A 22,175-nucleotide genomic window follows, 5' to 3' on the forward strand; every position below is an offset into this window, starting at 1 on the left:
TTTTAGCTACATTTTGTAATGACCATAAATTGCACAAGGAATAGAGGTAGTGAGCGATAAAACCGCATTGGTGTTAGGTGGAGGTGGTGCTAGAGCGGCCTATCAAGTTGGCGTGTTTAAAGCGATTGTTCAAAACTATCCACGAAATCATAATATTCCATTTGAAATTCTTTCCGGTTCATCAGCTGGTGCTATCAATGCCACATCACTTGCCACTCACGCTTCATGCTTTCATCTTGCGGTGAAAAAACTGGAGTATGTATGGGGTCACTTCACTACCGATAAAATTTACAAAAGCTCTATGACAGGAGTGACAGGTCACCTTATTAAAATGGCATTAAAAGGGCTTCAAGCAAACAGTTATAATCCGGGCCCAGGGAGTTTATTCAATAATGACCCGTTAAGAGACTTACTCAACAATGTGATGGATTTTAAGCGTATCGATAGAAATATTGACCTAGGAGCGCTTACCGCTTTAGCCATTGATGTGTCATGCTACAACGATTCTAAATCGATCACGTTTTTTCAAGCAAAACCCGAAATTGAAAACTGGAGCCGTGCTCGCAGAAAAGGAATTCGAGGGCATTTGTATACCCACCACTTACTCGCAAGTTCAGCCATCCCCTTAGCCTTTCCAACCGTGCGATTAAGAAGAAAATATTATGGCGATGGCTCTGTTCATCAACTATCACCACTGTCTAGTCCAATTCACTTAGGGGCTAACAAGCTATTAGTGATTAACTTAGACAGCCATCACAAGCATAAAGATAAACGATTAAAACATCACCCCACTACGGCGGCGATTGCTGGTCACCTCCTAGACACGATATTCTCAGATACACTTAATAGCGATTTAGAGCGCTTAAAGAGAATTAACAACACCATTAACTTGATTCCTGAATCCCAAAGAACCGAATACCCGCTTAGAAATATTGACACTTTAGTTCTAAAGCCGAGCGAAGACTTGGGTGAAATTGCCGCTCAATATTACTCTCATATGCCTTTCGCTGTTCGTATGTTACTGAGAGGGTTTGGTGTCAATCAGTATTCGGAGTCTAGCGTGATTTCATACTTACTCTTTGAAAAAGCTTATACCAAAGCACTTATGAACTTAGGTTACAAAGATACCCTACCTAAGCTCGATGAAATTTATCGATTTCTTGGTAAAAGTGAATAAATTTAAACCAACTAAACACTGACTCATTAAAGTTTCTATCTTTTGGCACGCTACCTGCAAATTGTTAACTAATAGTTATATTTTTGACCGGAGAAAAAGATGGACTTTGGTTTAGCTAGAGATTATCAAACAGAAAGCATTAACTTCAGCTCAAGTGCGGCGATTGCAAGCAGTGAAGTTAAGCCAGATATTATTGCTGTTTTACAGTCTTTACATGCGAGCCTTGACCCACGAACAGTATTTGCCTGTTACGGCAAGTTACTCGGTGATATTTTGCCGGTTATAGGTGTGCAACTTAAGCTGCCTCGCCATCATCTTATATGGGGTGTCGGCCAAGGATACGGTTCTAAACAGCATATTCAGATTGGCTTACAGTCGACAGAGATTCATTATCGATTCAGTGATAAGCTGACGTCGAGTCAAGCTGCACTACTACAAAAAATTGAAGAGCTGCTGGTTCAGCCGCTGGATAATGCGATTCGATATTCTGATATGTCGAAACAAGCCATGTTTGACTCTCTGACTAACCTTGGGAATCGTCGTTATTTTCAACAAATGTTGGAGGCAAATATTGCCAGAGTTAAACGTGGTTCAGATCGATTAAGCCTGATCGTATTAGATTTAGATAACTTTAAGCAGCTTAATGATAAATTTGGTCACCAGTTGGGCGACACAATTTTGACAGAGTTCGGGCAATTACTCCGTAATTCTATCAGAAATTCTGATCAAGCATTTCGAGTTGGTGGTGATGAATTTACGATTCTAGTGCACGGTGATGAAGGCTCAGCAAAAACTCTTTGCCAACGAATTATTTTGCAGTTGCCTCATAACCCATTGCTTTCTCAATTCAATGTAATGACGAGTATCGGAATTGCTGAATTCACAGAAGACTTAAATGCTAAGAGTATCTATGAACTTGCTGACAAAGCTATGTATAGTGCGAAAGCTCAAGGCGAAAGTTGTTTTAAAGTAGCGTAACGTTCAGAGATTGCTCTGCAGTCGAAATTGCGCTCTTTTCAATCCATAGTTCAACTACAGCAACTAACTGCTCGTTATAATAAATGAGTGGAACTCGATGTCTTTCCCAAGTCGGAACCTCAAGTTCTTGCCACAATTTTTTTAATTGCCTAGGTTTATGACGAAAATCTGGATGGCATAGCGTACTTCCTGCTGCGCCAAACCGAATCGTCACCACTTCACCTTCTTTAGGTAAACGCAACCCTCTTTCGGTATTACTATCAATATTCAATGAGAGTATTCTTCCATCATTAAGCTCAATTTTTTTTTCAGTATTAAAAAACTCAATTTGAACGTTTTGCAGCGGCATTACATTTTTATACTTCTCTGCAAAAACTCGATTTTTAAAGCGTCTTATCAATAAATTAGAAAAGTGTAATTCAACCTTAGCATCGGGCTTTGCCAGCGTAAGTTGCTCGATAGTTTGATCAAGCTGAACTAAAGAAGGTGGTACCAGCTGATTAAGTTCTATGAACCCTCTTAGGATCTGTCTTTGCCAAGGAAATGATAATGTATTGAAACTTTCTAAATTCAATACATATTCAGCATAAGGAGAAGATGAAATATGTTGCCGCAACTTTTCTTGCGTCACCTCATCAAGCAACAGTTCTTGCTGTTGGCTCAACAGTGCACTTCGGCTAGCGGTTTCTGCAATAGCAGGCCAACGGTCTTTTAACTGAGGAATGATAACTTGTCGCAAAAAGTTACGATCAAACTGAGTATCTTGATTACTTTCATCTTCAATGTGGATTAATTGATGTTGCCGAGCAAACTGAATCACTTCATCTTTTGAGTAACCAAGTAAGGGTCTTATTTGCCAACAGTTACCATTGAAAGACTGAGCTTGAGTCATTCCACCGATCCCTTTTGGCCCTTGCCCGCGCTTCAACGCTAATAATAGAGTTTCTAGTTGATCGTCTTGATGATGTGCAGTGAGTAACACATCACCGCTCGCGCTCATCTCTTCGATAAACGCTTGATAACGAACCTTTCGAGCTTCAGCTTCAAGACTTAAACGAGCACCTTGTTTAACTTCAACGTGCTTAGCAATAAACGGTAATTGATATTTTTTAGCTTGTTGCTGGCAGTGATACTGCCACTTATCCGCATTGGCGCTCAAACCATGATGAACATAAACCAACTTCACCTGTACCGTTGGCTTATGTTTCACATACTCACTCAAAACAAAAGCTAAAACTTCAGAGTCGACACCACCACTGTATCCTAAAACTAACTCCCTCGAGTCAAGATTAGGCAAGCCATCAAGTAATCCATCAAGATCCTCAATCAGCTGTGATAACTCCATTAAAACATAATCCTTACTTTGTCTGGGCCAATCATAGTTTGCAGCGAAAGCATTAAGTCATCGCTTGGGTTAACTCGCCATTGCTCACCTAGCTCCAATTGGCCTTTTGCACCGGCTTGCTTGTAATTAACCACAACGGGCACTTTACCTTCTGCCGTCCATTCTGAGAGTGTGTTTTGGAAAGACTCTAATAATTTAGGCGTAGCTTGAGTATTATCTAAATCAACTTCAACGTATTTTGCGAAGTGGCTTCGAGCTTCACTGATATCAATCACATTTCTGGCTGTCATTCTATTACCGCCAGAAAAGTCATCGACACTCACCTCACCTTCGCAAATGAGAATACGATCTTTTTCGATAAGGTGATTAAACTTCTCAAACGCTTCAGTGAAAAACATAATCTCTAAACGACCACTTTTATCGTCAAGCGTCACTAAACCCATTTTTGAACCGCGCTTAGTTATCATCACACGACTTGCGATAACCAACCCTGCAACCTTGGTTGTTTTACCTCTTCCGGTAGGGTGAGCGTCTTTCAAGCGACCATTAGTGTACTGCTTTAACTCTTTTAAATATTGGTTGATAGGATGACCAGTAAGGTATAAACCCAAGGTATCACGCTCACCTTCAAGCCAAATTTTTTCAGGGAATGGCGTACACTCTACAAACTGCTGTTTTACATCATCAGGTTTAGTATTGAGCAACCCAAACATATCGTGTTGCCCTGTAGCTTCAGCTTTCGCATGCTGATCTGCCGCCTTTATTGCTTCCGATAACGTTTCCATCATCGATGCACGATGAGGGCCTAACTTATCAAGAGCACCTGCAAAAATGAGTTTTTCAATCACTCGACGATTCAGCTTTTTAAGATCCACTCGAGCACAAAAGTCGAATAAATCTTTGAATGCCCCGCCTTGTTCTCGCGCATTGATAATCGACTCAACAGGCCCTTCACCTACGCCTTTAATTGCACCGATGCCATAAACGATATTAGACTCTTCATCTACGGTAAATTGATATAGACCTTTATTCACGTCAGGCGGTAATAGCGGCAACCCCATGCGTTCACATTCATCAACGAGGGTAACAATTTTATCTGTGTTATCCATATCCGCCGACATTACGGCTGCCATAAATTCAGATGGATAGTGCGTTTTCAGCCACAACGTTTGATATGAAACGAGCGCATATGCCGCTGAGTGAGATTTGTTAAAACCATAACCTGCAAATTTTTCTACCAAGTCAAAAATTTTCATGGACAACTCACCGTCCACGCCATTTTTGATTGCACCCTCTTCAAAAATGCTTCGTTGCTTCGCCATTTCTTCTGGCTTTTTCTTACCCATAGCACGACGTAACATGTCGGCGCCGCCAAGAGTATATCCCGCAAGTACCTGTGCAATCTGCATTACCTGCTCTTGATACAAAATAATACCGTAAGTCGGTTCAAGTAAGGTTTTTAATGATTCGTGCTGCCATTGCTGATCTGGGTATGAGACTTCTTCACGACCATGTTTACGTTCAATGAAGTTATCAACCATACCTGATTGCAACGGGCCCGGACGGAACAGCGCAACCAATGCGATCATATCTTCAAAACAATCTGGCTGCAGGCGCTTAATCAGATCTTTCATACCACGGGATTCTAACTGGAACACCGCTGTCGTTTCATAACGTTGCAGTAATGCGAATGACTTAGGATCATCTAGCGGAATCGACTCAATATGAATATCAGGTAAGCCCTTCTTCTTCTGAGTCGCATTTACCATCTGTAATGCCCAGTCGATAATGGTTAATGTTCGAAGTCCTAGGAAATCGAACTTGACCAGCCCGGCTGTTTCAACATCGTTCTTATCAAACTGAGTGACGGGATTGTTACCTTCCGAGTCACAATAAAGAGGTGCAAAATCGGTGATTTTGGTAGGCGCAATTACCACCCCACCAGCATGTTTACCCGCATTACGTGTCACACCTTCAAGAATACGACACATATCGATAAGGTCGCGAACTTCTTCGTCGGCATCATACGCTTCAGGCAAGCTTGGCTCTGCTTCAAACGCTTTCGCCAAGGTCATTCCGGGTTCGGCTGGTACCATCTTAGAAATTCTGTCTACAAAGCCATAAGGATGACCAAGCACACGCCCTACATCACGAATTACCGCTTTTGCTGCCATGGTACCGAATGTGATAATTTGCGATACCGCATCACGACCATAGAGCTCAGCAACGTGATCAATTACTTCATCACGTCTGTCCATACAGAAATCGACATCGAAGTCGGGCATGGATACACGTTCTGGGTTTAAGAATCGTTCGAACAGTAAATCGAATTCAAGTGGATCAAGATCGGTGATTTTTAATGCGTAAGCCACCAATGAACCGGCACCAGAACCACGACCGGGACCAACAGGAATGGCATTATCTTTACCCCATTGGATAAATTCCATCACAATAAGGAAGTAACCGGGGAATCCCATTTGGTTGATAACATTGAGCTCAATATCCAAACGTTCATCGTATTCTTTACGTTTTTCGGCTCTTTCAGCCTCGTCCGGGAATAAAAACTCTAAACGCTCTTGCAACCCTTTTTCTGAGACATCAACCAGAAAGTCTTCAATTGACATGTCACCAGTTGGATAATCTGGTAAAAAATATTCACCGAGTCGAACTGTAACATTGCATCGCTTCGCAATTTCAACCGAATTCTGAAGTGCTTCAGGAATGTCAGCAAACAGCTCGCACATTTCTTCTTCTGTGCGTAAATATTGTTGTTCGCTGTAATTCTTTGGCCTGCGGGGATCGCCAAGAGTAAAACCATCATGAATGGCGACTCGAATTTCATGCGCATCGAAGTCTTCAGGCTTAAGGAATACCACTTGGTTTGTGGCAACAACAGGCAAATCGACTTGTGTTGATAGCTCAACAGCGGCATGAAGGTATCGTTCTTCATCCGCACGTCCTGTTCTTAACAGTTCTAAAAAATATCTATCAGAAAAATGCTGCTTATAAAAATCTACTAATGCATTCGCCTCTACAAAGTTACCTTTAAGCAAAGCTCGACCAATATCACCATCTTTGCCACCTGAGAGTAAAATAATACCTTTGTTAAATTCTACTAACCACTCCTGATCAATGACCGTTTTGCCTTGAAACTCACCTCGTAAATAGGCATGACTGATCAACTGAGTAAGATTCTGATAACCATCGTTATCTGAAGCAATCACTGTTAATGCGCATAATTCATCAACATCAGGCACCTTCATCCAAAAATCAGCACCAATGATCGGTTTAACACCAGCACCATGGCACCCACCATAATATTTCACTAAACCACATAAATTATTTTGATCAGTGAGCGCAACTGCAGCCATACCTAGCTCATTGACTCTCGCAAGAATTGGCTTAACTTTCGCTAAACCATCTGACATGGAATAGTCACTGTGGACACGTAAATGAACAAAACGGGGATCGGACATAAATGTTGTTGTGATTATCAGGTTAGTAACTAGAAAGTCTAGTATATTCTTGCCAGAATCAAATGTCACAACCCCATTCAGTCAATTACAAAATAAATTACAAGTTAACACCACGTTAAACATTTTTTTGAAACGTCGAAATACCTAATTTTAGTTATATATTTAAAAGAACATATTTGAGTTTAAGGTAAGGTAATGGCTTCGGTTTACTTAAGCGCTATCTATCCATCGTCCTATACAGTACCGCCAGCTGACTTACTCTCACAACTTTCAACAGTTGCTAATTCAATTCACCTATCTACTGATTTAGAGAGAGCGTTTACAGAGGAGCGGTTTGTAAATCTATCCAGTCACGCAGAAGGCATTGACGAGCTAAAATCTGAACTTTTAAATTTAGATTTACAGGATATTGAAACCTGTTTTCGAGCTATTTCACAGCAGGATTATAACAACCAAGTGTTTAAACAACCGGATGCGGGGTCAATTTTAATTTATTTATACATAATAGGAGAAATAGATAAAAATCAATATCTAAATTTCTCATACCTTGCTAATTTTTTCGAACAGTTTAGTGATGGTATCTCATCAGATTCGGAGGTTTTCAAGTGTGACTGCGTCGAAGTTGTTGATTTAAATGCGCCACAGAACCAAGAACTGAAAGAGCAGCTATTCAAACTAGAAGATACCAAAGGGATTATGTGCCGTTCAGACGGCTTAAAATACAGACGGTTTATGAAGAAATATCCATCAACACCATGCTTTTTTATGACTGCGAAACTGACCTCAGAGCAAGCAGAAGAAATAAAGAAAGCAAGAGAAAATGAATTCAAAAGTCTGCCTATGAATAGCCCATATTATGCATTGTGGAACTTTTCTCGTATAGTCCCTGTTCCAGTCGAGCATTCCAAAGAAACAAGAACTGTCTTTTTCCCAACGATTGAGTCACAAATTGACTTGATGAATTTCGATGGTGAAGCGACAAAAATGGAGCCATTCTTAGGTTCAACCACTGCTGATGATTTGGTTGAATATCGTGAAGATGGAACTCATCCAATCGCTATTTTTCATCGGGCGATAAAAAATAACTTTCAACACCCTCATGGTTACTTCACATCGAAACTTTTTTCAGGAGTACATGATTGTGGTCATTGCGTTGTACTCTCAAAAATTCCTTCAGAGTACAAAACGTTACTGTTAGATATTGATTCATCTTTCATGGATATAAAAAAACAATTGGTTTCACCTAAAAGAACGAATCAAATTCTAGAAAAAGTTGCAATAAAGCTTAAACACCTTCATGTGCTCACAAACAGAAAGGTTTACGAAAAATCTGAACTTACGGAACCTAATATCGCAAAGCTTCAAGAAGCAATAAATACTTATGAGCAAGCAAAACGGCCTTTACTCGATCAAGATATTGTAAAAGATAGAGACCAATGCTGGGATGAAGTCATTGCAGACATTATATCTAAAGAGATGTTTAACCGAGATAAACAGTATTTAACGCCTTTTATGCTTACGTACGCCTTGTTTTACACGGCAGAAAAACACCCTGAAAACTTTCAACTTATAAAGACACTTCTACAAAAAGTATCACTTAATCCAGAACTAAAAAAACAAGATTACTTAAACACTAAAGCCTTTATCAGGTTATTGGATAACTGGAGTCACTTGACGTAATACCTACGAATGTTTTCCTAAATATTCTCTCACTGGTTTAAAGCTCTTTCTATGTTCAGGCAACACGCCATATTCTTGAAGTGCAGCCATATGAACCTTTGTTGGATATCCCTTATGCCTTGCAAATCCATATTGTGGATGCTTGGCATCAAGATCTATCATTTCTTTATCTCGAACGACTTTCGCAACAATTGAGGCCGCACTTATCGAGTCAATTAACCCGTCACCTTTTACAATAGCATGGGCAGGCATTGCAAATTCTGGCGTGCGATTACCATCAATAAGCACTGACTCAGGTTGGATATTTAAACCTGCTACAGCTCGTTGCATTGCAGTCATTGTCGCTTGTAAGATATTCAACTCATCAATTTCTGCTGGAGAACAACGACCAACACTTACCGATAATGCTTTTTCTAAAATCTGCTCATATAACGCATCACGTTTTTTTTCTGATAATTTTTTAGAGTCATTCAGTCCAGTAATTGGATTTGCTGGATCAAGTATTACAGCCGCAGTAACCACATCTCCAATCAACGGCCCACGGCCAACTTCATCTACACCAGCGTGTAAGCTTTGAGTTAGCTCAGCAATCAGATCTTCAGTAATATTTTTAAATACAGCCATGTTTATTTCTCAATTAGTGCTGTTATAGCATCAGCGGCACGCTCACTGGCATTACATGCCAATGATTGATGAATATCGATAAATGTTTGTTTCAAAGGCTCAAAATCACCATCAAGTTGTTTAGATACCGATTCTACGATTTTATCTACCGTACAGTCAGCCTGAATCAATTCATCAATCACTTTTTTATCTGACAGCAAGTTAGGCAGAGAATAGTGGTCAATTTGCATCATACGTTTAGCAATCTGATAAGTGATAGGGCTGACTCGATAAGCGACTACCATAGGACGCTTCACTAACGCAGCTTCAAGGGTCGCTGTACCAGAAGCTAATAAAATGCAATCTGCGGCGGCCATAACCTCTCTTGAATGGCCTAGTACAATATGTATTTCTAAATCAGGCGCATGTTGTTTAAGCGCTTCAACGAGTTGATGTTCACGTTTTTCATTAACAACAGGCGAAATGAACTTTAAATCCGGATATTTCTTTTTGAGCTCTACGGCTGATTTTACAAACGGCTCAGCAAGTTGTTTTAATTCACCACCACGAGAGCCCGGCAAGATTGCAAGATACTCAGCACTAGGGTCTAAATTAAGAGCTCTTCTAGCTTCAAGCTTATCGCTTTCAAGTGGAATATCATCGGCTAATGTATGACCTACAAAAGTACAGGGTACATCATGTTTATCATAAAATGCTTTTTCAAACGGTAGTAGTGATAACACCATATCCGTTGCTGCTGCGATTTTAAAAATCCGCTTTGGCCGCCATGCCCACACTGAAGGGCTGACATAGTGCACAGTCTTGATGCCTTTTTGTTTCAGGCGATGTTCTAAACCAATATTAAAGTCAGGTGCATCAATACCAATAAAACAATCGGGTTGAATAGCTGTGATTTTTTCAATCAAGGTCTTACGTACTTTAAGTAATCGTGGCAAACGTGAAAGCACTTCAACAATGCCCATCACTGCCAATTCCTCCATTGAAAATAAAGACTCAAAACCAAGTGCTTCCATCCTTGGGCCACCAATCCCCACAAACCGTGCATTTGGGTATCGTTGTTTTAAGGACTTGACTAATCCAGCTCCGAGAATATCTCCTGATATTTCTCCAACAACAATGGCAAAAGTGGGCGTGCTATTTTGAATCATATTTCCATTCTTTTATAAAAGAGGTTTAAACAAAAAAGGCCTCACACTGAGGCCTCTAAGATTATGCAATATCTTAACGTATGATGCCACGACCTGAGTGAGTGATAAAGTCTACCATTTTACTCACTTCTGGGAATGCCTTAACTTCCTCTTTCAAGGATTCAACAGCTTCATCTACGGTAAGGTTATTACGATAAAAAGCTTTGTATGCTCTCATCACAGCCTGCTGAGCCTCTTTAGAAAAGCCTCTTCGTTTTAACCCTTCACGGTTTAAACCACGTGGTATAGCAGGTTGTCCAGCTGCCATGACATATGGAGGAACATCTTGAAGAATAAGAGAAGCCCCTGCAGTGAATGCATGATCACCAATACGCACAAACTGATGCACACCTGTCATCCCGCCCAAAATCACCCAATCACCTACGTGAACATGACCAGCAATAGAAGCATTGTTTGCCAAAATTACGTTATTGCCAACAACACAATCGTGAGCAATATGAACGTAATTCATAAACAAGTTATTCGAACCAATGCGCGTTTCGCTGTTGTCTTGAATTGTGCCACGATGAATTGTCACATTTTCACGTACGATATTGTTATCACCCATGATCAGCTTAGTTGGCTCACCTGCATATTTTTTATCCTGACATTCTTCGCCTACTGAAGAAAACTGGAAAAAACGGTTACCTTTACCGATTATCGATGGACCTTTGATAACAACATGCGAACTTAACCAACAGTCGTCGCCTAGTTCAACACCTTCACCAACATAACTCCACGGGCCGATGGTTACGTTTTTACCAATTTTGGCATTAGGGTGAACAAACGCTAATTTATCTATCACAATTAAATCTCTCTGCGAGCACACATAATTTCAGCTGAACAAGCCAGCTCGCCGTCCACAATGGCTTCTCCTTGGAAAACGCCAATTCCACGACGCTCTTTGAGTAACTTCACTTTGAAATGAATTTGATCACCTGGTTCTACTACACGCTTAAACCGAACTTTATCAATACCTGCGAAGTAGAAAAGAACATTCGCTGCAGGCGGCTCTTCACTCATCGTTTTAAATGCCAATAAGCCTGATGCTTGCGCCATGGCTTCTAAAAGAAGTACACCAGGCATCACAGGCTTAACCGGGAAGTGGCCTTGGAAAAATGGTTCATTAATACTTACATTTTTAATGGCGTGTAAATCACCTGTAGCTGTATCGTATCCAACAACACGATCAACTAATAAAAATGGATATCTATGTGGAAGAAATTTTAAAATTTCGTGGATATCCATTGTATTCATTTCATTTGACACGAATACATTCCTTCAATTGAAAATTAATCTTGAGATTCTACCGTTTTTTCCAGTGTTTTAACACGTTGGAATAACTCATCGAGTTGTCTAAAGCGAACGGTATTTCTTCGCCAAAGTTTATTTGGCATTGCAATTGTTGCTGACGACAGCACTTCTGCTTTCTTGATATCGTGAGTGACATTGGTTGCTCCCGATATATGAGTACCGTCAGCCACCGATAAATGACCTGCAATAGCACTATTGCCGCCTATGATGCAGTACTTTCCGATTGTACAGCTACCTGCAAATGTTGAATTACCCGCTACCGCAGAATTGGCTCCGATAACAACATTATGTGCAACTTGAACTTGGTTATCTATAATCACACCGTCTTCAATAACAGTATCTTCTAGTGCACCACGATCAATCGTAGTACCTGCGCCAATTTCAACACAGTCACCAATTTGTACGCCACCAGTCTGAGGAATTTTAACCCAATTACCGGCTTCATTCGCATAACCAAACCCATCACTGCCGATAACAGCACCTGAGTGAATAATACAGTCAGTACCGATTTGTACACGGTGGTAAACAGTTACATTTGCCCAAAGGCGTGTATTAGAACCAACAATAGACTCTTGACCAATAACGCTGCCGGCACCTACTTGAACGTTATCGCCAAGAATAACATCCTGACCAATAACCGCATTAGCACCCACGGCTACATTTTCACCTAGCTTGGCGGATGAATCTATTTGAGCGCTAGGATGAATACCATCAGCGGTTTTTGGTGTGGTATCAAGCAATTGAGCAACACGAGCAAATGCGACATAAGGGTCTTTAACTAAAACGGCATTTCCTTCGAATTCATCAGCAAACTTATCAGAGAGTAATACTGCCGTTGCTTGAGTTTTCTCAAGTTGGCTACGATATTTGCTATTGGACAAAAAAGATAACTGGCCTGCTTTGGCCGATTCTAATGTGGCTACGCTATAGATCAGCGCATCACCGTTACCTTTGACTTCACCATTTAAACGGTTAGCCAATTCATTGAGAGCTATGGATTGCATGTAACTTCCGATTATCCTAAAAAAAACAGCCTGACACTATTGTATCAGAACTGTTTCTTAAGTATGAGAGGCTGTTGTAGCTTCAAGTAATAATTCAGAGATTACTTACTTTTGCTTAACGCTTCAATCACCTTGCTACTGATATCAGATGTAGGTTTGACGTAAACGACTGCGTTACGAGGAAGAACAAGGTCAAACTGTTCTTTTTTAGCAAGTGCGTTAATCGCATTTTGAACTTTAACAAGAAGTTTATTTTGCTCTTCTGAACTGCGTTTACGGAAATCTTCTTGAAGTGCTTTACCTTTTAATTGAAGGTCGGCACGGATAGATTCCATTTGACGCTGAGTCTCAGTTTTTTGATCAGCACTCATAATGGCTGCGTCACGTTGACTTTTTTCTAATAGTTTACGTAACTCATCTTGCTTTTTCTTCAAAGCGGCTTCGCGATCAGAAAACTCAGACTTCAAAGTTTTTGCAACTGCTTCACGCTGAGGTAATTGCTCAAATACCGCTGCCATATCCACAACTGCAATTTTCTCTGCTTGAGCCATTAGTGGAGCGCTTATTAACGCCAGCGTCATTAAAGCCTTAGTTACCGTCTTTTTCAAAATCTACTCCTTGTTTACTTTAAATCTTAAAATTTATCGATTGCCGAGTATATACTTAAATTTCGGCAATATGCATTAACTTTTTAAAACAGCCATTTAATACCTAAATGAAATGGCTGATAAATCTTTTAGAACGTCTTGCCAATATTAAACGAGAATACTTCAGTATCATCATCCGAGTACTCTTGAATCGGTCGAGCTAAACTGAAAATCATTGGTCCCATTGGTGATAACCATTGAACACTCAGTCCATACGATGCTCTATAACGACTAGGGTCACTATAGTCAGCAATTTTAGCAAATTCAGATGCTGGTAAATTACGATAAGAATCATAATCAAACTCAGTATCCCATACGCTACCTGCATCAACAAACACTGATGAACGTACCGAATTAGAATAAGCTTCGTCTAAGAATGGAATTGGGAAAATCACTTCCATACTGGCCGTAGCAATGGCGTTACCACCAATCGTTCTGCCACTTGTCACTTGAATTTGGGTTGGATCCGTTGGGATACCACAACCACTTCCAGACGGATCTGGGCAAGGTTCTGTTCCTCTCAACAAGAAAAATGATCTTGGTCCTACCGTATTTGATTTAAACCCTCGTAGCGTAGTACTTCCACCCGAATAGTAGTTTTCCCAGAATGGTAAAATGTTGTCGTTACCATCTGTTTTACCATAACCATTACCATAGCCTGCTCGAGCACGAGCTAAAAATACAAACTTATGATCACGAGTTAACGGGAGGTAGAAATTGGTATCAAAATCTAACTTAAAGTACTGAATATCTGAGCCTGGTGTTGTTACCTTAGCACTTAATCGTTGCGAAGAACCATTGGTTGGGAATGTTCCACGGTTTAAGCTACTACGATACCAGCCCAGCGTTAAATCGAAATTATTAAAGCTTAATTGATCACTATCGCCAAGGCCGTAAATATTCTTAAATCGATTGGTCTGCTCTGTTGGACTTAGACTCGACAGAGTATTATGTCTAAAGCCAATACCACCATTAATTCGATTGTACTCATTAATAGGGAAACCAGAAGTTAATGCCACACCATAAGCTTGGTTTTTGTAAGCTTCTAGGTTTGCTTGTCCATAATCGAACTGATTCCAGAAGATACTACCACCAAGACTAACACCATCTTTGGTCCAATAAGGGTTAGTATACGAAATGCTTGCATTTTTACTGTACTTATTGGTATTAAGGTTAATACCGGCTTGATTACCCGTACCTAAAAAGTTACTTTGCTGAACACCAAATTGTAAGCTAACACCAGTACCTGAACCATAACCTACACCAGCGTTAAATGAACCAGAAGGTTGTTCTTTTACCTTAAAATCAACATCAACTAGGTCATCCGTACCAGGTACTTTAATGGTTTCAGTATCAACCGTTTCGAAATAACCTAAACGGTTTAAATTTTCTTTTGATTGTTCAACAAGCTGCGAGTTTAACCATGCACCTTCATACTGCCTTAAAGAACGACGCATAACTTCGTCTTTAGTGATGGTGTTACCCGCAAAGTTAATGTTTCGAACATAAACACGTTTACCTGGGTTAACGTTGATGTTCAATGTAACTTCATGTGTCTTGTCATCAATTTCTGGGTAGGTCTTCACTTCTGGGTAAGCATAACCAAAACGGCCTAAATATTTGCTATACAAACCTTCTGTAAAGGTTACTTCACCAGCGTTATAAGTATCACCTTCTTTAATAGGATTTAATGCTTCAAGAAGTTTTTCTCGTCCCATTAAGTCACCAGTAATGTTTACTTTTTTAACTTTGTAAGGTTTACCTTCATCGATATTAATCGTGATATATAAGCCTTTACGATCTGGTGTCATTGCAACCTGAGTCGACGTTTCTTTAAAGCGAATATACCCTTGGTTTTGGTAATGTGCTTTAATTTTTTCTAAATCGGCCTGAAGCTTTTGTTTTTGATATCGACGCTCACCAAATAAATCCCACCAAGCGACGTAATCTTTCAGCTCCAGCATACTGATCAGTTCTTCATCAGAAAAGACAGTATTACCCACAATGTTAATCTGACGAATATCAGCTGCTAAGCCTTCTTTAAACTTCAAACGAAGTTCAACACGATTTCGAGGTAAATTTACAATTTCAGCAGTTACCTTGGCACCGTACTTACCAACACCATAATAAAAATCTTGAAGGCCTTTCTCGATGCCTGTGAGCATCGTTCTGTCGAGAGACTCTCCGACTTTCACACCTGAACCATCAAGGCTTTCTTGGAGCTGTTCATCTTTAATGTCCTTGTTTCCATCAAACGTAATTTCGCTGATGGTCGGACGCTCTTTCACTTTTACAATTAGTATGCCTTTATCATGACTAACTTGAATATCTTCATAGTTATTCGAAGCATAAAGTGCTCTGATAGCCTGTTGGAGTTTTAATTCATCAACTTGATCACCAACCTTAACTGGTAGATTAAGTAAGGCGGCACCTAAAGCTACCCGTTGTAGGCCTTGAACCTGAATATCGGTAACATTAAATGGTTCAAAAGTAGCGGCCAAAGCTGTGCCGGAATATGAAGCTCCGACTAATAACATAGAGGCAAAAAGTTTATTTAATCTCATAGAGCACTTCTTGTTTTAATTTCCTTTCAATCCCAAAATCGCAGTTGGATGTTATTCAATGAATAACACAACCCATGTCTACCACTTCAAAGCTGTCAGCATTTCATCCAACTAGCGCTTTTAAGGTATTTACAGTCGAGAAAAATCATTAAAGAGTGCAACACTCATTAACATCAGCAATAACGCTGCCCCGATCCTGAATCCAATATCCTGCACCTTTTCTGGTACAGGTTTTCCCGTAATAACTTCAACAAAGTAAAATAATAAATGCCCGCCATCTAAAATAGGTACTGGCATTAAATTGATGATTCCTAAACTCACACTGATAAGTGCTAGAAACCCTAAAAATCTTACAAACCCGTAATCTGCACTTCGTCCTGCACCTTGTGCAATTGAAATTGGACCACTTAAACTCTTAACTGATACATCACCAGTGAACAGCTTTGCCATGGTTTTTAAACTGACAGCAGTTAACTCCCAAGTTCTATCCAAAGCATTGTTAAGCGAGCCTACTATGCCATATTCCATCTGAATTCGCATACTTTCAGGCCACTTAGGTTGTTTGGGTGCAATACCAACCAAACCTATCTGTTTCCCTTCAGCATTAGTCACTGCTTTCGGTATTACATTTAGCGTTATGCGCTGCCCAGCTCTCTCAACCACAAACTTCAAATTTTTCTCTGGTGATGATTGAATCAACTTAACGAACTCAACCCACCCTTCATATGGATGACCATCGATAGAAATAATCTTGTCATTTGCCATGACACCAGCCAACTGCGCAGAGCTGCCTTCACTCACTTGAGCTACGATAGGTTCAACCTTAGGTCGATAGATATTTAATCCTAAAGCAGTTATCGGAGACTCTTTATCAGGATCAAACTTCCAATTTCGAGTATCTAAGCGATAGACTATACCTTGACTCTGAGAAAACTCATCATCAGCTGAAAGATCTACATCCTGCGATAAAGGCGCAACTTTTATCGTCAGTTCTTTAGCACCAATTTCCCCCACTAGAGCGAGATTAGCTTCTTCCCAATCTCTCACGGTTTTACCATCGATAGATAAAATCTGAGTAGGTTCATTCACGATAATCTTTGACGCAGGAGAATCTGATTTAGTTCCATCGATTACAGGTTTTAAGGACGGAACGCCAACAAAATACATAATAAAAAGAACGAGAATCGCAAATAAGAAGTTAGCAATAGGTCCAGCAGCGACCACAGCAATACGTTGCCAAACAGATTTTCGATTGAAGGCTTGATCGAGTAAATGTTCTGGGACTTCCTCTACCCGCTCGTCAAGCATCTTGACGTAGCCGCCTAGCGGTATCATGGCAATCACATATTCAGTGCCGTCTTTAGCAGTGCGCTTCCAGATTGCTCTACCAAAGCCTACTGAAAAGCGCTCAACTTTCACGCCACATTTTCTAGCAACCCAAAAATGTCCGTACTCATGAGCAGTAACTAAAATACCCAGAGCGACAATAAATGCGCCTAAATTCCACAAAAATTCCATCATTCAGGTAATTCTCAACGTCCTTTCAAAAGCTTATTAATTTCAGCTTGCGCCATAGTTCGTGCTTCACGATCTAATTCGATTATGTCGCTGATGGTATCAAGTTGAGACTTAACTACACCTGACATACATGCTTGATTTACTTTAGCTATATCAGTAAATGCTATCTTATTTTTTAGAAATGCTGCAACCGCTATTTCATTTGCAGCATTTAACACTGTTGTTGCTTCTTGTCCTTGCTCACACGCTTCAATAGCCAACTTAAGACAAGGAAAACGTTCGTAATCTGGTTCACAAAAGCTTAATTGTCCGACTTTGAAAAAGTCTAAAGGTTCCACACCAGATGAAATTCTTTTCGGATAGGACAAACAATGAGCAATTGGTGTGCGCATATCAGGGTTTCCCATCTGCGCTACAACCGAACCATCTCGATACTGCACCATTGAATGAATCACACTTTGCGGATGAATGACGACTTGAAGTTGCTCAGGTCCAGTATTGAATAGCCACTTAGCTTCAATATACTCTAAGCCTTTATTCATCATGGTTGCAGAATCAACAGAAATCTTTTGTCCCATAGACCAGTTAGGGTGTTTACACGCTTGCTCTGGGGTAATATCACTGAAAGTTGAAATTTCTCGGGTTAAAAATGGCCCGCCAGAGCCCGTAAGTAAGACATGAGAAATACCATGAAAGGCTAAATCACAGTGCCCAAGCTCAGACTGGACTTGCTCAGGAAGACATTGAAAAATCGCATTATGTTCACTGTCTACGGGTAAAATAACACTACCAGATGTTCTTGCAGCTTCCATAAATAAACGTCCAGACATCACCAGACTTTCTTTATTTGCCAACAGTATTTTTTTTCCAGCTTTTACTGCTTCATAAGTTGGAATGAGTCCAGCGGCACCAACGATTGCCGCCATTACCGTATCAATATTGTCAGATGTAACATGGGCAGTCAGGTTCTCTATCCCTGTTGTGACTTGAATATCACTTGAGTCTCTCAAACGAGTTTGAAGCTGCAGTGCAGCTTCAGCACACACCATATGAGCAACTTTAGGTTCATGCTCCAAACACAATTCAAGCATCTTTTCGACGTTGGTATTAGCAACAAGTGTATGCGCTTTGAACTTATCTGAATTACGGCTAATTACATCAAGTGTATTTGTACCAATGGAGCCCGTGGCACCAAGAACAACAAGGTTTTCCATAAGACTACATCCAGAATGAAATATAAATCAGAGTAAAGATTGGGAAAGCAGCAGTAAGACTATCAACTCTATCTAAGATACCACCATGGCCAGGCAAGATATTGCCTGAATCTTTAATTTCAGCAATTCTTTTAAACATACTCTCAGACAAGTCGCCCAATGCTGAAGCGAGTGCTACGACAAGCGTGACGCCAACCACCAAACCAAGTTCTTGTTGTGGTGAAATGTACATCACAATACCAACCACAATCATGGTAGTAATTAATCCACCAAGCAGTCCCTCAATCGTTTTACCAGGGCTGACGCTAGGCATTAATTTACGCTTACCTAGCGACTTACCAGCAAAGTAAGCACCGCTATCAGCCGCCCAAACCACCAGCATGACAAGTAAGACTAATACGGCACCTAGATGCGGTGCATTGAACGTTGATAATGCCTTTAATGACACAATTGCGGTATAAAACGGCAGTAATGTTAGTTGGCCAATGATTGATTTAGAGAAAGAGTTGTTTACAATCGCCTTGCTCTTAGGAAAGCCGACTACAAGCACTAAAGAAACTAACCACCACAAACAACCTGCTGCTGTAACTACCCAGTATAGTGGATGGATTTGTCCGCCATACCAAATTTGATCAGCGGGTACTAAAATATTAAGTACAACTAAAACCAGAGTGAAGCTAAATGTGAAGCTGTACTGAGTGATTTTACAGTCTTTGGCGATTATCCTGCCCCACTCACTTGCCGCAATAGCAAAAACAGCAACTAATGCCCAAGCAAAAGCATTAGCTGTTGAATAAAATAAACCTGCCAGTACCAGTGGGATTAGACACAAGGCGGTAATAATACGTTGTTTTAACAAAAAGAAATTCCTCTAAAATCAAGACGGTTGTCGTAAGTCGTCAATTTGCTTACCCGTCAGTCCAAAGCGACGCTGTCTTGAACCAAAAGTCAGTAATGCTTGATGAAAAGCTGATTCGTTAAAATCAGGCCAAAGCGTTTCTGTAAATATAAACTCAGCGTAAGCGGCCTGCCATAGCACAAAGTTGCTGATGCGGTAATCACCACCGGTTCTAATCATCAAATCGACTTCAGGCTGATCGGCCATGCACAGCATTTTAGAGATGTTTTCTTCGTTATAGTCTTCTGCTGACATTTCTCCAGCATTCACCTTCTCAGATAACTTCTGCGCTGCTTGCATAATATCCCAACGACCACCGTAATTAGCAGCCACGTTAAGAACAAGATCTTTATTATCTTTGGTTTTTTCTTGTGCTTTTTGGATTTGAGCTTGTAATCGATTTGAAAAACGCGACGTATCACCAATAATGTTCAAGCGCACGCCATTTTTATGGAGCAGTTTTATTTCCCGTTGCAACACAGTAAAAAACAACTCCATTAACAAACCAACTTCTTTTTCTGGACGACGCCAATTCTCACTGGAAAATGCGAATAAAGTAAGTGATTTAATGCCTAATTCTCTGGCTGTACTTACCGTTCTACGAACCGCTTTTACGCCAGCTTTGTGCCCCATTACCCGAGGCTGGCCTTTGGCCTCAGCCCAGCGCCCGTTACCGTCCATAATAATGGCAACATGTTGTGGTACTGACTGCTTTAATAAATCAGAAATCTGCTGTGGTAATGTCTCTGTCTCCAGGTCAAGCTCCTGCTCCATTGCAGTTTCCGACTCAAATTCCATTGTGGATGACATCAATTACACCCCTAAATAAAAACAAACGCCGTGTAGTATAACCCTACACGGCGTCTTAACTCTAGCGATATCTGGAAGTGCTTAGACTTCCATCAATTCTGCTTCTTTAGCAGCTAAAATTTCATCAATTTTCTTGATGTTAGCATCAGTAATCTTCTGAATGTCTGCTTCACCTGTACGCACATCATCTTCTGTGCAGCCTTTCTCTTTTTCAAGTGCTTTGAACTCAGAGTTAGCGTCACGACGAACGTTACGAACAGCAATACGACCGTTTTCAGCTTCAGCACGCACAACTTTAACTAAGTCTTTACGACGCTCTTCTGTTAAAGGAGGTAATGGAATACGAATCGTTGCGCCAGCAGACATTGGGTTCAAGCCTAAGTCAGAAGACATGATCGCTTTTTCTACCGCTTGAGTCATGCTGCGGTCGAAAATCGTAACAGCAAGCGTACGAGAATCTTCAATCGAAACGTTACCTACTTGATTAAGTGGTGTCATCGTTCCGTAGTAAGAAACTTGGATTGTATCTAATAGACTTGGGTGAGCACGACCAGTACGAACCTTAGCCATTTGACTTTGAGTAGACTCAACGCATTTTCCCATGCGCTCTTCAGCGCCACTTTTAATTTCTTCAATCACAATTAATATCCTTAAGTCTGAAAGAGTAGTTGGTGGCGTTCTTAAACGCAGAAAAAATCTTTGGTAGCAAGGCTTAAATAACAATTAGTAGTTATTCTACTGATTGCTATTTGTAACGCAGCTAACGATGATTTTAGCCAGTTTATGAGCGTCAAGTATTTCACTTAAAATACTATTAATTTACTACTTTTTCTTCGATGTAATTAAGCAGGTGGAAAAGTTACGTCCAACTGCTTTTTTAGGTTTTTATTTCAACAACAATGCTATTTTTTAAAGTAAATTACTTTTCAGCGCTGTTACGGATCAATGTACCTTCTTCTTCGCCCATAATAACACGACGAAGCGCACCGGGTTTATTCATATTAAATACTAAAATTGGTAAGTCATGGTCACGCGCAAGAGTGAATGCTGCTAAGTCCATCACTTTTAATTCTTCATCTAACACTTTGTCGTAATTCAGTTCATCATATTTAACTGCATCAGGATCTTTCATCGGATCAGCAGAATATACGCCATCAACTTTCGTACCTTTAAGTACAACTTCGGCTTCGATTTCAATACCGCGAAGGCAGGCTGCTGAATCGGTCGTAAAGAATGGGTTGCCAGTACCCGCCGAGAAAATAACAACGCGCCCTGACTTTAATAAACTGATTGCCTCAGCCCAATTATAGTCATCACAAACACCTTTTAACGGAATTGCTGACATTAAGCGAGCATTGACATAAGCACGGTGCAATGCATCACGCATTGCTAAGCCATTCATAACAGTTGCAAGCATACCCATATGATCGCCAACTACGCGGTTCATACCTGCATTAGCTAAACCTTCACCACGGAATATGTTACCACCACCGATAACCACACCAACTTGTAACCCTAACTCAACTAATTCCTTAATTTCTTGGGCCATTCTGTCGAGAACTTTTGGATCGATACCAAAGCCCTCATCGCCCACTAAGGCTTCACCACTTAACTTTAACAAAATACGTCGAAATGCAGGTTTTGGATTGGTGCTCATAATTATTATCCTGTTGTGTCTACCTTAAGATTTGACATCTCGATTTAGTCAAGATTATCAAATGTTAAAATAGAATAAAGCT

General features: G+C 40.4%; 18 protein-coding genes. 3 read left to right on the plus strand and 15 right to left on the minus strand.

The genetic code is table 11. The features are described from left to right. Nucleotides 1–49 precede the first annotated feature (49 nt). A complete protein-coding gene (locus AC1EU2_RS00945) occupies nucleotides 50–1,177 on the plus strand; it encodes a patatin-like phospholipase family protein (protein WP_480296119.1) in 1,128 nt (375 codons plus the stop codon). Nucleotides 1,178–1,276: 99 nt separating this feature from the next. Continuing rightward, a complete protein-coding gene (gene dgcS / locus AC1EU2_RS00950; protein ID WP_480296120.1) occupies nucleotides 1,277–2,155 on the plus strand; it encodes a diguanylate cyclase DgcS in 879 nt (292 codons plus the stop codon). On the opposite strand, the gene tilS is transcribed toward dgcS, so the two are convergent. Together tilS and dnaE are read right to left on the minus strand one after the other, a co-directional pair. Continuing rightward, the gene (tilS, locus tag AC1EU2_RS00955; protein WP_480296121.1) at nucleotides 2,142–3,500 is read right to left on the minus strand and encodes a tRNA lysidine(34) synthetase TilS; all 1,359 of its coding nucleotides are present in this window, start codon (nucleotides 3,498–3,500) and stop codon (nucleotides 2,142–2,144) included. The two genes, dgcS and tilS, sit on opposite strands and share 14 nt — an antisense overlap. Beyond that, the gene (gene dnaE, locus AC1EU2_RS00960) at nucleotides 3,500–6,976 is read right to left on the minus strand and encodes a DNA polymerase III subunit alpha (protein WP_480296122.1); all 3,477 of its coding nucleotides are present in this window, start codon (nucleotides 6,974–6,976) and stop codon (nucleotides 3,500–3,502) included. Before dnaE ends, tilS begins: the two co-directional genes overlap by 1 nt. 195 nt (nucleotides 6,977–7,171) lie before the next feature. Here dnaE and AC1EU2_RS00965 point away from each other — a divergent pair, with 195 nt between their 5' ends. Continuing rightward, nucleotides 7,172–8,656 carry a hypothetical protein gene (locus AC1EU2_RS00965; RefSeq protein ID WP_480296123.1) on the plus strand — a complete coding sequence of 495 codons (1,485 nt, stop codon included), beginning with the start codon at nucleotides 7,172–7,174 and terminating at the stop codon, nucleotides 8,654–8,656. Nucleotides 8,657–8,659: 3 nt separating this feature from the next. Here AC1EU2_RS00965 and rnhB read toward each other — a convergent pair whose 3' ends face one another. The 13 genes from rnhB to pyrH all read right to left on the minus strand — a co-directional run bounded on the left by rnhB (nucleotide 8,660) and on the right by pyrH (nucleotide 22,093). Then, nucleotides 8,660–9,280, minus strand: a complete 621-nt coding sequence (rnhB, locus tag AC1EU2_RS00970; protein ID WP_480296124.1) for a ribonuclease HII — start codon at nucleotides 9,278–9,280, stop codon at nucleotides 8,660–8,662. A 2-nt stretch (nucleotides 9,281–9,282) separates the two neighbouring features. After that, complete coding sequence (gene lpxB / locus AC1EU2_RS00975; RefSeq protein WP_480296125.1) at nucleotides 9,283–10,428, minus strand: lipid-A-disaccharide synthase; 1,146 nt, start codon at nucleotides 10,426–10,428, stop codon at nucleotides 9,283–9,285. Between the two features lie 73 nt (nucleotides 10,429–10,501). Next, nucleotides 10,502–11,272 carry an acyl-ACP--UDP-N-acetylglucosamine O-acyltransferase gene (gene lpxA / locus AC1EU2_RS00980; protein ID WP_129947121.1) on the minus strand — a complete coding sequence of 257 codons (771 nt, stop codon included), beginning with the start codon at nucleotides 11,270–11,272 and terminating at the stop codon, nucleotides 10,502–10,504. 2 nt (nucleotides 11,273–11,274) lie between these two features. Beyond that, on the minus strand, nucleotides 11,275–11,736 hold the full coding sequence (gene fabZ, locus AC1EU2_RS00985) for a 3-hydroxyacyl-ACP dehydratase FabZ (RefSeq protein WP_480296126.1): 462 nt from the start codon (nucleotides 11,734–11,736) through the stop codon (nucleotides 11,275–11,277). 23 nt (nucleotides 11,737–11,759) lie between these two features. After that, the gene (gene lpxD / locus AC1EU2_RS00990; RefSeq protein WP_480296127.1) at nucleotides 11,760–12,785 is read right to left on the minus strand and encodes a UDP-3-O-(3-hydroxymyristoyl)glucosamine N-acyltransferase; all 1,026 of its coding nucleotides are present in this window, start codon (nucleotides 12,783–12,785) and stop codon (nucleotides 11,760–11,762) included. Nucleotides 12,786–12,886: 101 nt separating this feature from the next. Next, complete coding sequence (locus tag AC1EU2_RS00995) at nucleotides 12,887–13,366, minus strand: OmpH/Skp family outer membrane protein (RefSeq protein WP_129947205.1); 480 nt, start codon at nucleotides 13,364–13,366, stop codon at nucleotides 12,887–12,889. 155 nt (nucleotides 13,367–13,521) lie between these two features. Beyond that, nucleotides 13,522–15,996: an outer membrane protein assembly factor BamA gene (gene bamA, locus AC1EU2_RS01000; RefSeq protein ID WP_480296128.1), complete on the minus strand. Its 2,475-nt coding sequence runs from the start codon at nucleotides 15,994–15,996 to the stop codon at nucleotides 13,522–13,524. Nucleotides 15,997–16,125: 129 nt separating this feature from the next. Continuing rightward, nucleotides 16,126–17,517 (minus strand): sigma E protease regulator RseP, encoded by a 1,392-nt coding sequence (gene rseP, locus AC1EU2_RS01005; protein ID WP_480296129.1) that lies wholly within the window; start codon nucleotides 17,515–17,517, stop codon nucleotides 16,126–16,128. 11 nt (nucleotides 17,518–17,528) lie between these two features. Further along, nucleotides 17,529–18,728, minus strand: coding sequence for a 1-deoxy-D-xylulose-5-phosphate reductoisomerase (gene ispC, locus AC1EU2_RS01010; RefSeq protein ID WP_480296130.1), 1,200 nt, complete (start codon nucleotides 18,726–18,728; stop codon nucleotides 17,529–17,531). 4 nt (nucleotides 18,729–18,732) lie between these two features. After that, nucleotides 18,733–19,587 (minus strand): phosphatidate cytidylyltransferase, encoded by an 855-nt coding sequence (locus AC1EU2_RS01015; RefSeq protein WP_480296131.1) that lies wholly within the window; start codon nucleotides 19,585–19,587, stop codon nucleotides 18,733–18,735. A gap of 18 nt (nucleotides 19,588–19,605) precedes the next feature. Beyond that, entirely contained in the window at nucleotides 19,606–20,436 is an 831-nt protein-coding gene (locus AC1EU2_RS01020) for an isoprenyl transferase (protein WP_480296132.1), read from the minus strand. Between the two features lie 81 nt (nucleotides 20,437–20,517). Then, nucleotides 20,518–21,075, minus strand: coding sequence for a ribosome recycling factor (frr, locus tag AC1EU2_RS01025; RefSeq protein WP_480296133.1), 558 nt, complete (start codon nucleotides 21,073–21,075; stop codon nucleotides 20,518–20,520). A 280-nt stretch (nucleotides 21,076–21,355) separates the two neighbouring features. Next, nucleotides 21,356–22,093: a UMP kinase gene (gene pyrH / locus AC1EU2_RS01030; protein ID WP_129947130.1), complete on the minus strand. Its 738-nt coding sequence runs from the start codon at nucleotides 22,091–22,093 to the stop codon at nucleotides 21,356–21,358. Nucleotides 22,094–22,175 lie beyond the last annotated feature (82 nt).

The sequence above is a fragment of the Parashewanella sp. 2304DJ23-3 genome (genome assembly GCF_056591695.1).

What these genes read in the sequence shown, in the direction of transcription:
- pyrH (WP_129947130.1), bottom strand. Translation starts at nt 22,093, where the DNA reads ATGAGCACCAATCCAAAACCTGCATTTCGACGTATTTTGTTAAAGTTA.
- lpxB (WP_480296125.1), bottom strand. Translation starts at nt 10,428, where the DNA reads ATGATTCAAAATAGCACGCCCACTTTTGCCATTGTTGTTGGAGAAATA.
- AC1EU2_RS00965 (WP_480296123.1), top strand. Translation starts at nt 7,172, where the DNA reads ATGGCTTCGGTTTACTTAAGCGCTATCTATCCATCGTCCTATACAGTA.
- ispC (WP_480296130.1), bottom strand. Translation starts at nt 18,728, where the DNA reads ATGGAAAACCTTGTTGTTCTTGGTGCCACGGGCTCCATTGGTACAAAT.
- lpxD (WP_480296127.1), bottom strand. Translation starts at nt 12,785, where the DNA reads ATGCAATCCATAGCTCTCAATGAATTGGCTAACCGTTTAAATGGTGAA.
- AC1EU2_RS00995 (WP_129947205.1), bottom strand. Translation starts at nt 13,366, where the DNA reads ATGACGCTGGCGTTAATAAGCGCTCCACTAATGGCTCAAGCAGAGAAA.
- bamA (WP_480296128.1), bottom strand. Translation starts at nt 15,996, where the DNA reads ATGAGATTAAATAAACTTTTTGCCTCTATGTTATTAGTCGGAGCTTCA.
- tilS (WP_480296121.1), bottom strand. Translation starts at nt 3,500, where the DNA reads ATGGAGTTATCACAGCTGATTGAGGATCTTGATGGATTACTTGATGGC.
- rseP (WP_480296129.1), bottom strand. Translation starts at nt 17,517, where the DNA reads ATGATGGAATTTTTGTGGAATTTAGGCGCATTTATTGTCGCTCTGGGT.
- dgcS (WP_480296120.1), top strand. Translation starts at nt 1,277, where the DNA reads ATGGACTTTGGTTTAGCTAGAGATTATCAAACAGAAAGCATTAACTTC.
- AC1EU2_RS01020 (WP_480296132.1), bottom strand. Translation starts at nt 20,436, where the DNA reads ATGTCATCCACAATGGAATTTGAGTCGGAAACTGCAATGGAGCAGGAG.
- dnaE (WP_480296122.1), bottom strand. Translation starts at nt 6,976, where the DNA reads ATGTCCGATCCCCGTTTTGTTCATTTACGTGTCCACAGTGACTATTCC.
- rnhB (WP_480296124.1), bottom strand. Translation starts at nt 9,280, where the DNA reads ATGGCTGTATTTAAAAATATTACTGAAGATCTGATTGCTGAGCTAACT.